Source organism: Niveispirillum sp., assembly GCF_052437035.1.
Lineage (GTDB): Bacteria > Pseudomonadota > Alphaproteobacteria > Azospirillales > Azospirillaceae > Niveispirillum.
Genome location: NZ_JBQVOH010000003.1, coordinates 36,736 through 51,713 on the forward strand (window position 1 = coordinate 36,736; position 14,978 = coordinate 51,713).

11 protein-coding genes are annotated in these 14,978 nt (G+C 63.1%); 7 read left to right on the plus strand and 4 right to left on the minus strand.

The features are described 5' to 3' along the window. Window positions 1-13: 13 nt before the first annotated feature. Window positions 14-1,087, minus strand: a complete 1,074-nt coding sequence (locus tag ACT6Q8_RS09485; RefSeq protein ID WP_444732408.1) for a DUF3089 domain-containing protein — start codon at window positions 1,085-1,087, stop codon at window positions 14-16. 340 nt (window positions 1,088-1,427) lie between these two features. On the opposite strand from ACT6Q8_RS09485, the gene ACT6Q8_RS09490 reads away from it, so the two are divergent. The 6 genes from ACT6Q8_RS09490 (at window position 1,428) to ACT6Q8_RS09515 (ending at window position 11,753) form a co-directional block, all read left to right on the plus strand. Beyond that, a complete protein-coding gene (locus ACT6Q8_RS09490; RefSeq protein WP_054166248.1) occupies window positions 1,428-3,872 on the plus strand; it encodes a TonB-dependent receptor in 2,445 nt (814 codons plus the stop codon). A gap of 72 nt (window positions 3,873-3,944) precedes the next feature. Continuing rightward, window positions 3,945-5,411, plus strand: a complete 1,467-nt coding sequence (locus ACT6Q8_RS09495) for a flavin monoamine oxidase family protein (protein WP_444732407.1) — start codon at window positions 3,945-3,947, stop codon at window positions 5,409-5,411. A gap of 32 nt (window positions 5,412-5,443) precedes the next feature. Then, window positions 5,444-6,667, plus strand: coding sequence for a c-type cytochrome (locus ACT6Q8_RS09500; protein WP_444732406.1), 1,224 nt, complete (start codon window positions 5,444-5,446; stop codon window positions 6,665-6,667). Between the two features lie 184 nt (window positions 6,668-6,851). Further along, window positions 6,852-8,900, plus strand: coding sequence for a hydantoinase/oxoprolinase family protein (locus ACT6Q8_RS09505; protein WP_444732405.1), 2,049 nt, complete (start codon window positions 6,852-6,854; stop codon window positions 8,898-8,900). A gap of 15 nt (window positions 8,901-8,915) precedes the next feature. Beyond that, window positions 8,916-10,787, plus strand: a complete 1,872-nt coding sequence (locus tag ACT6Q8_RS09510; RefSeq protein ID WP_444732404.1) for a hydantoinase B/oxoprolinase family protein — start codon at window positions 8,916-8,918, stop codon at window positions 10,785-10,787. Window positions 10,788-10,880: 93 nt separating this feature from the next. Then, entirely contained in the window at window positions 10,881-11,753 is an 873-nt protein-coding gene (locus ACT6Q8_RS09515; RefSeq protein ID WP_444732403.1) for an alpha/beta hydrolase family protein, read from the plus strand. Here ACT6Q8_RS09515 and ACT6Q8_RS09520 read toward each other — a convergent pair. The 3 genes from ACT6Q8_RS09520 to ACT6Q8_RS09530 form a co-directional block, all read right to left on the minus strand. Further along, window positions 11,739-12,020, minus strand: coding sequence for a hypothetical protein (locus ACT6Q8_RS09520; protein ID WP_054166254.1), 282 nt, complete (start codon window positions 12,018-12,020; stop codon window positions 11,739-11,741). The genes ACT6Q8_RS09515 and ACT6Q8_RS09520 overlap by 15 nt on opposite strands. Before the next feature lie 102 nt (window positions 12,021-12,122). Further along, window positions 12,123-12,485: a hypothetical protein gene (locus ACT6Q8_RS09525; RefSeq protein WP_054166255.1), complete on the minus strand. Its 363-nt coding sequence runs from the start codon at window positions 12,483-12,485 to the stop codon at window positions 12,123-12,125. Then, entirely contained in the window at window positions 12,485-13,723 is a 1,239-nt protein-coding gene (locus ACT6Q8_RS09530; RefSeq protein WP_054166256.1) for a class I SAM-dependent methyltransferase, read from the minus strand. Before ACT6Q8_RS09530 ends, ACT6Q8_RS09525 begins: the two co-directional genes overlap by 1 nt. Before the next feature lie 215 nt (window positions 13,724-13,938). On the opposite strand from ACT6Q8_RS09530, the gene ACT6Q8_RS09535 reads away from it, so the two are divergent. Continuing rightward, on the plus strand, window positions 13,939-14,970 hold the full coding sequence (locus tag ACT6Q8_RS09535) for a DUF1838 family protein (RefSeq protein ID WP_444732402.1): 1,032 nt from the start codon (window positions 13,939-13,941) through the stop codon (window positions 14,968-14,970). Window positions 14,971-14,978: the final 8 nt, after the last annotated feature.

Here is a 14,978-nt window from a genome sequence, read left to right on the forward strand (position 1 = left end):
GCGCCATGGTCCATTATCGGTTCAGGGATGTGTCGATCCGTACCCGCACATTCGCCTGGATATCGGCATAGAACAGGCCGTAATCATGGTAATGCATGATCCCGCCCGGCAGCGGCTTCAGGCCCAATGCCGGATCGGCGTCGACCACCAGAAAGCCCTTGTCACAGCGTGCGGCCACTGACTTCGCGACCAGCGCCTTCACCGGTCCCTCGCCCGGATCACCGGGGGCGGCGCCCTTGTTCAGGTCCTTCGCGGCCACGGGCTGGTCCCGGTCGAAGGTCATGGGATTGACGCAGACCGGTTCCTTGCCCGGTACGTCACCATAGAGCGACACGAAGCGCTGGGCATTGGCCTTGCCCATTAGGGCCAGATCGGTGTCGGGTGTGACTGCATTCCAGGCGATGACACAGCCCGTGTCCGCGGGCTTGGCGCAGATCGACAGGGTCTTGTAGGTGCGGGGGAAATCGCCTTCCGAAAGGTTCACGCCGACTACATAGGCGGCAACCATCCGGTCCTTCAGCGGCGACCCGTCGATGCGGTCTTTCAACAGCCGCATCAGATGGGAAGCACCCTGGCTGTGTCCGGCCAGGATGAAGGGCCGGCCCGCATTGTCGCGCTTCAGATACAGGTCGAAGGCGCGCAGCACGTCGCCATAGGCCAGGTCGAACGCCTTCTGTCCGTCGCCCGCCATGTTGGTGAAGGCCAGACGTGTGGCCTGGCGGTAGCGGGGAGCGAAGATGCGGCAGCAGGTGTTGAAGACAGCGGCCTGCCGCGCGATGACGCTGGCATCGGTCCAGTCATTGACAGCCTTGTCCGCCGGGTCCTGGTTCCATCGCGTCACCGACCGGTCGGTGGTCGGGTGGATGTAGAACACATCCACATCGGGCGCCGCGGCCAGTTTGCCTGCATTGCCGGGCAGGGCCGTGCTGGCACCGGGCGCCCAGGCGGTGGCAGCCCAGGAGGCGGCGCGGCCATAATCGGGGGGCGGGGCGGGCGTCTGGCTTTCAAAGGGGGGCGGCGGGTCGGCTGCCATGGCGGTACTTGCCAGAAGCCCCAGCGACAGAAGACAGGACAGGACGCGCTTCATCTCGATCCCCGTTTATCCTTTATGGTTCCGAAGCCTAGCAGTGTGGCCGCCAACATTGAGGGTGCCGGGAGCCTCCTGTCCGCTGGGCGGACAGGAGCCGCGACCCCTTGACACTATCCGTCTGGTGGACAGAGCGGGCGGCGATGTTGTGGAAAGTTCGGCAAAGGAATTAGCTGACCTGGCAGGCAGATATCCGGCTAGCAGGCTGATCGGGTAATACCAGCGTAGGCAAATAAAATAAGCCAGCGCGGCCCCCAAATAAAGCACAGCCGCCAGAAAACGGGAACTTGGCGCCGGAAAGAATGCCGCTCGAAATGACCGCAAAAATCAAGGGGGCTTCATGTACCGTTCCAAATTCGTCGCGCTGACCACGTCCGCGTTGGTCAGTGCTTTCGCCGCCTCGGCCATCGTTCCCGCTGCTCTGGCTGCCGAGGGCGAGCTGGTGCTGGAAGAGATCATCGTCACCGCCCGCAAGCGCAAGGAGGACATCCAGACCGTCCCCATCGCGATCCAGGCGCTGACCGCCGACGATTTGTCAGAGCGCAACATCACCACCCTGACCGAACTGGCGAACAACACGCCCGGCATCTCGGTCACCAACATCACCGGCGGCGCCTTCACCAACGTCTATGTGCGTGGTCTGGCGCCCGCTAACTCCTCCACCGACCTCAATATCGAGGCCAATGTCGGTATTTTCATCGACGGCATCTATCAGACCAGCCGTAACACGGCGGACGTTCTGGGTACCGTCGACATCGCCCAACTGGATGTTGTGAAGGGTCCGCAGAGCGCGCTTTATGGCCGTTCCACCTTCGCCGGCGCAGTCGGCATCACCACCGCCCGCCCGACCGGTAATCCCGAGGGCAAGGCCAGCGTCACCATCGGCAATAACGGCGATTACCGGGGCAAGGTCTCCCTGTCCCGTCCGATCATCGAGGACAAGCTGGCCGGCTCCATCACGGCGTCCTGGTCCACCTATGCCGGCGAGTTCACGAACGACTTCAATAAGGAAGACAAGCTGGGCGGGTTTGAGAAGCGCGGCGTTTCGGGCGCCCTGGTCTTCACCCCGACGGAGAATTTCACGGCGACCTTCACCGGCTTTGCGACCAAGTCCACGTCTGAAATGCCGGGCCTGTCGCTGAACCCGGTGACCACGCATAATTGCGGCGGCTTCAACGCGCAGTCGCAGGCCTATCTGCTCTATTGCGGCAAGATCCCGACCAACCTGCCCATCGACGTCACCTCCACTATTCCGGAAAGCGTCTCCAAGTCCCGTCAGGGTGCCCTGGAGCTGGAATATGAGTTCGAGAATTTCTCGATCGTCAGCGTGACCGGCATCAGCGCTTCGGAGGTCTATGCCGCCAACGACGCCGACATTTACGGCAATGGCGCGCTGTATGGCGTCTGCACCGTTGGTACCACATGCGGTGCGGCGACCGGTACCTATACCCGCACGGTTCGCGGCAACTCCCTGCTGATCAGCAATGACGAGGTCGTGACCAAGAGCCAGGAAATCCGTATCCAGTCGCCCGACAGCGACCGGTTCCAGTGGCTGGCCGGCGCCTTCTTCTTCCAGTCCAACGTCGACAGCAAGTCCTGGGCAGGCACCACGGCCCCCGGTCTGGCCGCCAATGAGCGTCTGGTACAGGTTCTCCCCGGTTCTCCCGCTGGCACTGGCCCGCTGGCATCCTTGTCCAATCCGGGCCTGATCCTGGACCCGACCATCGTGGCCCGTCTGGCCAGCCATAACTACAAGCAGAATATCACCCGTTCGGTGTTCGGCTCTGTCGGTTATGAAGTGGTCGATGATCTGCGCGTGTCGGCGGAAGGCCGCTACAATATCGATCGCAAGACCGACCGCTGCCTGCTGACCTTCTTCAATGCCTTTGGCCCCTGCGTTGCCGGGCAGCCCTTCCGGGGCGAGTTCAAGAGCTTCACGCCGCGCTTTACCGTTGATTACAAGGCGACCGAAGACGTCTTCCTGTTCGCCTCGGCGGCCAAGGGCGTGCGCTCGGGCGGTTTCAACTCGCTGGCCGGCCTGTCGGACAATGAGAAGACCTTCGACGAGGAAAGCAACTGGACTTATGAAGCCGGTGTGAAGTCCTGGCTGTTTGATCGCCGCGTCATGCTGAACGCTTCGGCTTTCCGCGTGAACTGGACGAACCTGCAGCTCTCAACCTTCTCTCCCACCGCGTCCGTCGCGCAGGCCATCATCATGAATGCCGGCAAGATGGAAACGAACGGGTTCGAGGTGCAGACCGAGGTGAAGGCCACGGATATCTTGTCGGTCGGCGGTTCGGTGACCTATTCCGATCCGAAATTCGCCAAAGGCACCTATGACCCGGCCTATTCGTCGCAGTGCGGCAATCCGTCCACCGTCTGCGATCTGGTCACCATCGCGGGCCGTGGCACCTTCGCCTCCATCGCCGGCAACCGTCCGGCCAGGTCGGTGAAGTTGCAGTACAACATGCATGCCACTGCCGATGTGCCGGTGTCCGCCGATTGGACCCTGGCTGGCCGTGTCGATGTTAATTACACCGGCCCCAGCTACGTCAACAGCCTGAACTTGACCACCTTTGGTGAGCGCACGCTGACCAATCTGCGTCTGGCGCTGGAAAGTGACACCTATTCGATCGCGGCCTGGGCGACCAACCTGACCGACGAGAAATACAACGTCAACATCATCCAGCAGCCGCGCAATTACAATGTCGGCACCCAGCGCATCATGGAAGTCTATCATGGCGAGGGCCGCCGTTTCGGCGTCACGGCCTCTGCCAAGTTCTGATGATGCAATAACGTTTCCCCCGGCTCGCAAGGCCGGGGGATTGTTGTTTTACCATGGTTGGAGAACGCGCTTATGACCCTCCGTCAGCCGATCCTGTCCCGCCGTTCCGTTGTGGGCGGCATGCTGGCCGCCGCCCCGCTGCTTGCCGCGTCGCGCGGCTGGGCCGCGGGGCCCCAGACCGTTGATGTTGTGGTGGTCGGTGCCGGCCTTGCCGGCCTGAACGCCGCCGCCATGCTGGAGGAACAGGGACTGGTGGTGCAGGTGGTGGAAGCCTCTGACCGGGTCGGGGGCCGTCTGCGCACGGGCCGGGCCGAAGGCTATCAGGCCGAACTGGGGGGCAGCGAGGTTGGCGCGCTTTATGGTCGCGTCCGCGATGCCTGCGCCCGCCACAATGTCGGGCTGACCACCAAGGGTGCCAAGGGCACCGACTTCCTGATCCATGTCGATGGTACCAGCGTGCTGACGACCGACTGGGCCAAGTCGCCGGTCAATCAGACGCGCGGAAAGGAACGTGAGTTTCTGCCCTTTATCCTGCAGAACCGTCTGATGCATGACTGGCTGCCCTTCAAGCAGACCAATGCCTGGCTGCAGCCCGAGAATTTGCAGTTCGACATTTCCGCCGCTGAACTGATGCGGTCCAAAGGTGTGTCGGAGGCTGCGATCCGTCTGGCCGATATTGACCTGAACGGCGCCAGCCTGGAGGGCGTGTCGGCCCTGTCGATTTTCCGCGATATGGCGCGCGCCCAGGTGGAAGGCTTCAAGGATCCCAACAAGCCGCAATATGGCGGCGCATCGCTGGTGTCCGATCGCAGCTACATTGTCGGCGGGTCCGACATGCTGCCGCGGGCCATGGCCGCCGCCCTTAAACTGCCGGTGCGCCTGAACAGCCCGGTCATTGCCGTCGATCAGGCCGGTGATCAGGTCAAGACCCTGTTGGGCAACGGCGATGTGCTGACCAGCCGTTTCATGGTCATGGCCGCACCGTTCAGCGCCGTCAGCCGTATCCGCTTCACGCCGGGCCTGCCCGATGCGCAGGCCGATGCCGTCGCCGGTGCGCGTTATTCGGCAACGACGCAGTTCCATTTCAAGATCAAGAAGCCCTATTGGGAAAAGGACGGCCTGCCGCCCTCAATCTGGAGCAACACGTCCTTTGAACGCGCCTTCGCGCTGAAGCACCCGGAAACGGGTGAGATCGACAGCATGATTGTCTGGGTCAATGGCGATGGCGCCACCCGCTGGGACGACCGCGACACTGCCAAACAGGTGGAACTGGTTCTGGCCGAACTGGCCCGTATCCGGCCAAGCATGGCCGGTGCCCTGGAATACAAGGTCGGCTACAGCTGGGGCCGCAATCCGTTTGTGGGTGGCAACAAGCATTTCTATGCACCGGGTCAGGTGAAGCGCTTCGCCATGGAAATGGGCAAGCCCGCCGGTCGTGTCCATTTCGCGGGCGAGCATCTGCGCCGCCTGGAACATGGCATGGAAAGCGCCATGGAAACGGGTGAGGCAGCAGCTCTGGAAATCCTGGAAAAGATTTAACGACCGGATAAGGTCGCTGGGGGATATCGGGTATGGAACAACGTGACACGAACAGGCCGCTGGACAAGGTCCTGGCATATGGCTTGCCGCTGCTGGTCCTGGTGCATGATCTGCTGACCATGATCCTGCTGCGGTCGGACAAGGCCGCACCCATCCGCGAACAGCTGCGGGGATGGCACTATTTCCTGGGCACGGCCCTGTTCCTTTATGCCGCCATGCGCCTTTGGCAGTGGCTGAAGGGTCGGGCGCCGGGTCCCCAGGTGCCTTTGCCGCCGCGTGCCAAGGCCTGGGTCATGGCCCTCGTCAATGCCACCTACCTTATGTTCTTCGCAGCCCCGCTGCTGGGTGTGCTGGTGGTGTGGAGCCACGGGATGGACCTGCATCTGGGGCCCATCCCGATCCCGGCCCTGCTGGGTGAAAGCCGGGAAGTCTGGTTGTTTACGGGCTATTTCCATTCCGGTGTCAGCACCAGCCTGCTGGTGCTGAAGCTCACGGCCCTGCTGACAGCGGTCTGGTTCCTGTTCCGGCATGGGCGTGGCCTATTCGGCGCCTTCCCGCCGGGCTTCGGGCTGTTCGTGCTGCTCAGCTTCTCCTCGTCGGTTTTCGCGCTGTCGACCTTCAAGTCGTATGAGCGGGGGCCGGGCGCCGTTGCTATTTTCCTTGGCATCTGTGCGGCCATCTGGGGCCTGTCGCGGCTTGTCCGGCGGGGCCGGGTGACGGCGGTGTCCAATCCGGAAGCGGTGCGTGGCGTGGTGCCGGCGGCGGTGGCGACCATCGCCATCGTGGTGGTCGGCATGTATGGTCCGCACATGCTGTTCCGCGTCTCTCCCTTCGCGCAGGGGCAGCGGGTGGAGGCGGCGGCCCATGTCACCTCGCACGAAGCGCCCCTGGTCGTCGAGCAATTGCCACCCGAAACCGACTTTGAACGCAAGGTCCGGGCCGAGACGTTCAAATGGTGCACCTTCTGCCACACGATGAACAAGGGCGGGGCGCATATGGTCGGCCCCAACCTCTATGGCATCATGGGTCAGAAGATCGCCACCGTCCCCAACTTCCCCTACGGCGACAGTTTGGCCGCCCACGGCGCGGCGGGAGAGGTCTGGACGGATGAGAATTTGGCGAAGTTCCTGGCCAATCCCGATGCCTTCGCCCCCGGCACCTCCATGGTCGTGTCGTCGGGCAACATCACGGACCCGGAAACGCAGAAGGCGCTGATCACCATTTTGAAGCGCGAAACGGGGTCTGCCGCACCCTGACCCTTGCTGATATCCGCCAAGCGACGGCCCGCCCCAACCGGCGGGCCGTTTTGCATTGGTGAGAGAGGGAATCGCGCGACGCCCATCCGCACAGCGGTCAAACGGGTCTCCGCCGATGGTCGCGGGCCACGGTTCCGGTACTGCTGACATAGACATTTGACCGCTTCCAAAACAGGGGGATGCGATGGGTTACCGCTTGGGCGTCGATGTGGGGGGCACCTTCACCGACCTGCTGCTGTTCAATGATGCGACGGGCGCCTTCTGGCGGCACAAGACCCCGTCGACCCCGGCCGACAGTTCCGTCGGCATTTTGAATGGCGTTACCGCCATCTGTGAAAAGGCGGGGATCACCCCGGCTGACGTGGAATTCTTCCTGCACGGAACCACGGTTGCCACCAATGCCGTGCTGGAAGGCAAGGGCGCAAAGGTCGGCCTGATCGTCACCGAAGGTTACCGCCAGATCATGCAGATCGCGCGCTCCTTCGTGCCGGGCGGTCTGGCCGGCTGGATCGTCTGGCCGAAGCCGGAGCCGCTGGCCCGGCTGGAGGACACGTTCGAGATCAAGGGCCGCATGGATGCCCAGGGTAACGAACTGCGCCCCATCGACGAGGCCAATATCCGTGAGGCCCTGCTGAAGCTGAAGGCGAAGGGTGTGGAGGCGGTCACCGTCTCCCTGATCAACGCCTATCTGAACGGCGCGCATGAGAAGCGTGTGGGCGAACTGGTGGCGGAGATCCTGCCGGGCGTGCCCGTGTCGCTGTCTCATGAAGTCCTGCCCGAGATGCAGGAATATGAACGCACGCTGACCACGGTGGCTAATGCTTCCGTCCGCCCCATCGTGGGCCGCTATGTCCGCAACCTGCGTGAAAAGCTGCGGTCGGCGGGCATGGCCGGCTCGCTGTCGTTGCTGCGCTCTGATGGCGGTCTGATGTCCTCGGAGAAGTCGGAGGAGCATCCCGTCTCCCTGCTGATGTCCGGTCCCGCTGGCGGTGTCACGGGTGCGCTGTGGGTGGGGGCCAATTCCGGCATCCGCAACATCCTGACTCTGGATGTGGGCGGTACCTCCACCGACGTGGCCCTGATCGAGAACCTGGACCCGCGCCGGGTGCGCACGACGGAGGTGGGCCATCTGGCCGTCCGCGCCTCCTCGCTGGATGTGAAGACGGTGGGGGCCGGGGGCGGTTCCATCGCCTATGTGCCGGAACTGACCAAGGCCCTGCGCGTCGGCCCGCAATCGGCAGGCGCCGTGCCGGGTCCTGTGGCCTATGGCAAGGGCGGCCAGCTTCCGACCGTGACCGACGCCAATGTCGTCCTGGGCTATCTGCCGGAGGCGCTGCTTGGCGGCACCTTCAAGCTGGACCGCGAAGGGGCGAAGAAGGCGGTGCAGACCATCGCCGATACGCTGGGCATCGATCTCTACGCTGCTGCGCGCGGCATCATCGATATCGTGAACGAGAACATGTTCGGCGCGTTGCGCATGATCTCGGTCCAGCAGGGCTATGATCCGCGCGATTTCGCGCTGATGGGCTTTGGTGGTGCCGGCCCGCTGCATGTCAATGCGGTCGCCCGTCTGATGGGGTCCTGGCCGGCAGTCTCGCCCGTCTCCCCCGGCGTGCTGTGCGCGTTGGGCGATGCGACGACGCGCATGCGCACCGAAACCGCCCGCTCCTTCTCCCGCCGGTTTGATGAGACGGAGGAGGCGGAGGTGATCGCGCTCTTGGAATCCATGGCCGCCCAGACGCGGGATGAGTTGAAGGCCGAGGGCATCAAGGACGCCGACATCACCAGCCTGTTCGAGATCGACGTGCGTTACGAAGGCCAGGCCTTCGAGGTGCCGCTTTCCATCGATCCGGAAACCCTGCGCCGCGACGGTCTGGCCGGGGTGACCAAGCGCTTTGATGAGGAGCATGACCGCCTGTTCACCTTCAATATGCCCTCGCCGCATGAGCTGGTGAACCTGCGCGCGGTCGCCCTGGGTCCGGTGCTGGACCTGCCGGCGGCTGAACTGCCCAAGGGCAATGGTGATCCGTCGGCGGCCAAGATCCGCGATCATGAGCTGTGGATGGACGGCAAGATGGTGCCTGCCGTCATCTATGACCGCGCCAAGCTGAAGGCTGGCGACCTGATCCCAGGTCCCGCCATCGTCATCGAAATGGACAGCACGACGCTGATCGAGGCCGGTTGTGACGGCCTGGTCGACCGCGTCGGCAATATCCTGATCAACCCGCGCTGAAGGGGAGTTTGATCCATGGCCGCGACTATCATCCAGACCAACAACGCCCCCTTCAACAAGGTCAGCATCGACCCGGTGACTCTTGAGGTTATCGAAAACGCCCTGCGCAATGCCCGTATCGAAATGGATGCGACGCTGGTGCGCACCGCCATGTCGCCCGGCATCCGCGAACAGGGCGATGCCTTCCCCCTGATCGCCGACCGCACCGGTCAGATGATCGTGGGGCAGTTCGGTTCCTATATCGGCCCGTTCCTGGAAGGGTTCGATGGCACCGTCGAGGAAGGCGACATGATCATGCTGTCCGACCCCTATTCGGTTGGCGGCGCCATCAGCCATCTCAATGACTGGCTGGTCCTACTGCCCGTGTTCAAGGATGGCCGTCTGGTCGCCTATACCTCCATGTTTGGCCACCAGTCGGACATTGGCGGCAAGGTCGTAGGCTCGATGCCCATCGACGCCACCTCGATCTTTGAGGAAGGGGTGCGTATCCCGCCGATCAAGATCTATTCCAAGGGCGTCTATAACGCGGACGTGATCAAGCTGATCATGGCGCAGACGCGCAAGCCCGACTGGTGCACCGCCGATCTGAACGCCCTGATCGCCTCCTGCCGCGTGGCTGCCCGCCGCGTGGTGGAAATGTGCGAGCGCTTTGGCGACGATGTCTTCGCCGCCGCGACGGACGAACTGCTGGCCCGCAACTACCGCGCCATGAAGCAGCTGATCGCCAGCTCCATCAGCGAGGAGAAGGTCAGCTTCGAGGATTATATCTGCGACGACGGTATGGGCTTCGGCCCCTACAAGATCCGCTGCACCATGCATCGCGAAGGCGACATCGTGGTGCTGGATTTCGACGGTACCGATCCGCAAAGCCCGGCCTCGATCAACTTCTTCCTGAATGAAAACATGCTGAAGATGTTCTTCGGCATCTATCTGATCATGGTCTTCGACCCGCAGGTACTGTTCAATGACGGCTATTACGACCTGATCCGGGTGAAGATCCCCGAAGGCTCGCTGCTGAAGCCGAAATTCCCTGCCGCCTTGTCGGGCCGTACCCACGCGCTGGGCCGGCTGTTCGACATCATGGGCGGGCTGCTGGGCCAGAAGACGCCGGAATTCCTGAACGCCGCCGGCTTCTCCTCCTCCCCGCACCTGTTCTATTCCGGCTATGACGCCAAGGGCCGCTGGTTCCAGCTGTTCCAGATTGGTTTCGGTGGCATTCCGGGCCGTCCGCTGGGCGATGGGCCGGACGGGCACTCGCTGTTCCCCGGCTTCACCAATGTCCCGAACGAGTTCCTGGAGCGGTACTTCCCGCTGGTCATCGAACGGTATGAAACGGTGGCCGACAGCGGCGGTGCGGGCCTGCATCGTGGCGGTAACGGCATCATCATGTCCTACCGCTTCCTGGCATCGGGTACCATCGCCATCCATGATGACCGCTGGTTCACCATGCCTTGGGGCGTGAATGGCGGTGAACCCGGTGCGCGTGCCCGCAAGATCCTGGAAAAGCCCGACGGCACCCAGATCGTGGTGGGCAACAAGCTGGAGAACCTGACCATCGAGGCCGGCGACCAGCTGCATTTCATCACTTGGGGTGGCGGTGGCTGGGGCGACCCGCTGCTGCGCGATCCGTCGCTGCTTGAACTGGAGCTAGAGCGCGGACTGGTCACGGTTGAAGGCGCCAAGCGTTACGGTGTCGTGCTGGTTGATGGCAAGGTCGATGCTGCTGCCACCGAGGTGCTGCGGGCCAAGATGCGGGCGGAGCGGGGGCCGGTGACGTCGGTCTTCAACTACGGTCCCGATATCGATACGCTGCGCGCCAACAGTCTGGCCGAAACCGGCCTGCCGGCGCCGAAGCCGCCGGTGAAGCTGGCGCATTTCGCGGCTTAAACATCGGCTTCCCCCCCCCTCTCCCGTCATCCCGGCGAAGGCCTGTATGACGCGAGAGGGGGGCTACGTAACGCCAACCTTACGGAGCGCCCCATGGCCGACCTGTCCCGTCGTTCGCTTCTGCTGACCGCCACGGCACTTGCCGGTCTGGCGGTGTTGCCCGTTCTGGCCAAGTCCCCCGACCTGACCGTCAAAACCCCGTCGGGCCGCGCGGTTGCTGTCAGTGTCTGGAAGGCCGTGGGCAAGGAGACGGGACGTATCATGTTCTCCCATGGGGCCGCTTCGACGCCCTGGAAATATCAGCCGCTGGTCGATGCCTGGACGAAGGCCGGCTACAGCGTCTATGCCCCCTTGCATGTGGACAGCACCGACCATCCCGACCGTGCGAATTTCCAGGGTATGGCCAGCTGGCCGGCGCGGATCGAGGATGTGCGGGCCTTGGCCGACCATCTGGGCGGTCCCTATATCGCCGCCGGCCATTCCTATGGCGCGCTGGTGTCGCTGTGCCTGGGTGGGTCGGCCATCGCCGTGCCGCCGGAGGTGAAGACGCCGCTGCGTGACCCGCGCGCCCTTGTCTCTCTGGCTTTCTCTCCGCCCGGTGCCGGCATGGGCTTTATCAATGCCGGCGACTATGCGCCGCTGGCGGTACCCGCCTTCATCCAGACCGGCGACAAGGATGTGCCGCCGGGTCCCGGTGGCGACTGGAAAAGCCATCTGCTGCCTTATGACGAAGCAGCCCCCGGCGGGAGCCGTTATGCCCTGGTGCTGGATGGGGTGGACCATTATTTCGGCGGCGGCATCTGCCGGCCCGAACTGCCGGGACCGGTGCAGGCCGAACAACTAGCCATCGCTGCCGAACTGTCGGTGCTGTTCATGCGCGCCTATGCGGGCGGCGACAAGCCGGCATTGGCCAGCCTGAAGGACCGGCTGTCGGATAAGGGCCCGGCCCGTTTAACGGTCAAGTAACCGGGGCCGCCCCCGCCGCGCAGGCTTGACCAGCCCGTCTCGGTTAAGCAGAGACAGTGCCGCTGTGGCCGTCCCACGGCAAACGCCGTAATGGGCGGCCAAACCCATTTGCGTGGTTGGCACATCCACGGCCCGATTGCCCAGCAATTCCGCGCGCAGCAGCATGTAAAGCCGGTAGTAGGCCGGGATCATCATCACCACCTCGGGAATGCCGGCGGCGGCATCCAGGCTGCGGCGAAGGGTCTGGTTGTCGAGTGAAAGCTGCATCAACGGTTCAGACGGGTTCCAAAGACAAACCCGCCACCCACGGGGGGCGTGGGTGGCGGCAGTTTAGGGAGAAAACAGTAATCGGATGAGGACGAGGGAGGCTTACGCCTCCGCGATTTCCTCAATTGTGCGGTTGAAACGTTCCTTGGTGTCGGCTTCCGCCGCCTCACGCGCTTCCTTGCGCATCAGGTAGAAAATCCGATCCAGAAAATCCTGACGCCAAGCCTCGCGCGCTTCCAGCGCGTCTTGGTCCAGCACCAGGGTTTCGATCCCGGCGGCCAGATCCAGGCCCTTGGTCTTGGCATAGCGTTCGACACTGTCCAGCCGGTCATGCAGAACGGAAATCTCGTTCGCCAGGACCAGGACCATCGACATGGCCTGATCCATGCCGGGGGCGTCATAGAATTGCGGGCGCTTGCCCTTGGCATCCTTGACGACGTGCGGGCGGTTGGCGGTGCTGGTCATCAGGCGGCATCCTTGGCGGCAATGGTCGTCTGTTTCTGGGCGATGAACACTTCCCAACCGCCGCCCGGCGCATATTCACCGGCGGTGAATTCACGTTCCGCCACGGCGCTGGCGGCATCCTGGCTGTAACCGGAGGCCTCGCTGGCGGCGAATTCCATGACGGCCATGGGGGCGGTGTCGAATTTGGCGTCGGCTCGGTCGAAACCGGCCTTTTGGGCGAGGTCGAACTGGTCCATCTCGCGCATCGCGCCCCAGAAGGGCTCGTTATTGTACCAGGTCTCGTTATCCAGGATGAACTGGGTGAACGGGTCCATCAGGTCAAACGGCGGCAGGTCGGCATGGATCATCAGACCACCCGGCGACAGCAGCCGGTGGCATTCCTTGAAGATGCGCGGCATGGCCTTGGCCGAGGTTTCGTGCAGTAGGATATGGCTGACCACCAGATCGAAATGCCCGTCGGGGAAACGCGTTTCCTCCGCGTTCATCTGCGCAAAATTCACCTCCAGCCCCAGGCCGGCAGCGCGCGCATGGGCATAGCGTACGCAAGGCCCACCGACATCAATGCCCCAGACCTCGGCATCGGGGAACAGCTCCTTGTAGGGCAGGGTGGCGTGACCCACTGTGCAGCCCATGTCCAGGATACGCTTGGGGCTAAAGTCCGGCATGCGGCGCTTCAGGTAGTTGCAGACCGATCGGCCCATATCGTCGTTCAGCGGCCCCATATAACCCATGGCGTAGAGATAAACGCCACGGTCATACAGGGCACCAACGGAGATGTCGTTCTCGGCGACTTCCGTGGCATAGCCGCCGGGCATGCAATGGATATCCAGCGCCGTGATATAGCGCGGAACCACGAAACCGTCGGGAATATCCAGCACCGCGCCCGACTTTGCCGACAGTTCGGCGGCCTTCTCAATCAGCTCCGGCAATTGCCGGTCGATGCTGACATTGGTGGCCTCCCACAGCAGTTCCTGTGCGATGCGGTTGGCGGACGCGTAATGCTGGAAATACAGATCGCGGACCATGCCGGCACGGATATCGCGGCGGTCGGCGGGGGCGCGGCCATGTTGCGCCTCGAATGCCGGGGCCACCCGGTTGCGATAGATCGGTGTCAGGCCGGGAAGAAGCTTCTGTTGAATGAAGTTCTTGAAGCTCTTGGTAAATTCCTGGCGCGACGCCTCGTCATGTGTGGCGGTGGGCAGCGCTGGATGCGCCTGTTGCTGGAATGTATTAAGCATGACCGCTCCCGGATCGGTGATGGTTGCTTGGAAAATCCTGGGACCAATTGAAGGGCCGGACCGGGATGCGGGCAAAGGGCGCTGCCCGCAAATGTCCATCTGGTGGATATGGCCGGGATGATCGTTTCCAGCCTGAATTCTTCCGCGCCAGATTTGATCACGACAAGGGGGGCGGTGCCACGCCTTCTATTCAGAACAATGGGAGTTCCGGGATCATGAGCGGACCTGAATTGACGCGCCGTCAAAGCCTGGGCCTGGCGGCCATGGCCGCCGCCGCGGGTGCGGTTGGCGCGGGTGTGTCGGCGGCCTCTGCGGCGTCGTCGGCCACGCCGTCCTTCCTGACCAAGATCGATTTCAAGGACCCGAAATGGAACCGGGACAGCTATATCCGCCTTGACGCCGATATCGACCCGACCAAGGAAAAGATCGGCTGGTTCCGGGGCAATGTCTATGGCGTGCGTGATAACGAGCCGGTGCGCACCCTGTTCATCCTGGACGGGTTCAGCTTCGTGCGCACCAAGCGTCTGGAAGACGGTTCCTATCGCCGCATGCTGCGCGAGATCGGCTTCTATCGTGACGCCAAGACTGGGGAAATCCTGAAGACTTGGCACAATCCGTATACGAACGAGGATGTGCGCGTCGTTCCCATCGCCAACGATCCCTACAATTTCACGATTGGCGAGTTCCGGCCGCAGCCGCCTTCCTATGGCGGGCTGAACAAGGACAAGCCGCCACCGGAGCCGTTCCTGCTGGATTGGCGTTATGGCCCGGATGACACGGTGATCCTGACCACTGACATCCACCTGTTCTACCCCAACGCCCTGCAGCCCGATAAGTGGGTGCGCGAATCCTCCGGTGCCTTCAACCGTGTCTCGGAACTGTTCACCTATGTGATCAAGCGCAAGGACCTGGAGAACCCGAAGCTGTCGCATGTGAAGGCCGTCGGTTCCTGGTCGCGCATCACGCCCTGGCTGCCCTGGATGCTGATGGGTCAGGCACCGGGCCATATCTCCTACTTCTGCTCCTTCGGCGCCTATGACAGCGTGAACGACATCCCTGCGGATATCAGGGAGGCGGCCCGCGCCATGGACCCGAAATGGCTGGCGGCCCCGACGGAGGATTATGGTCCGTCCCTGTCCAGCATCGAGAATTATGCCCGGTTCCAGACGCCGGCCCCCGTGCCGGCCGGATGGACTCCGCCGCAGCCGCCGCCACCGCGTACGCTGCCGCCGATGCCGCCTAAGTAAGCGGATGC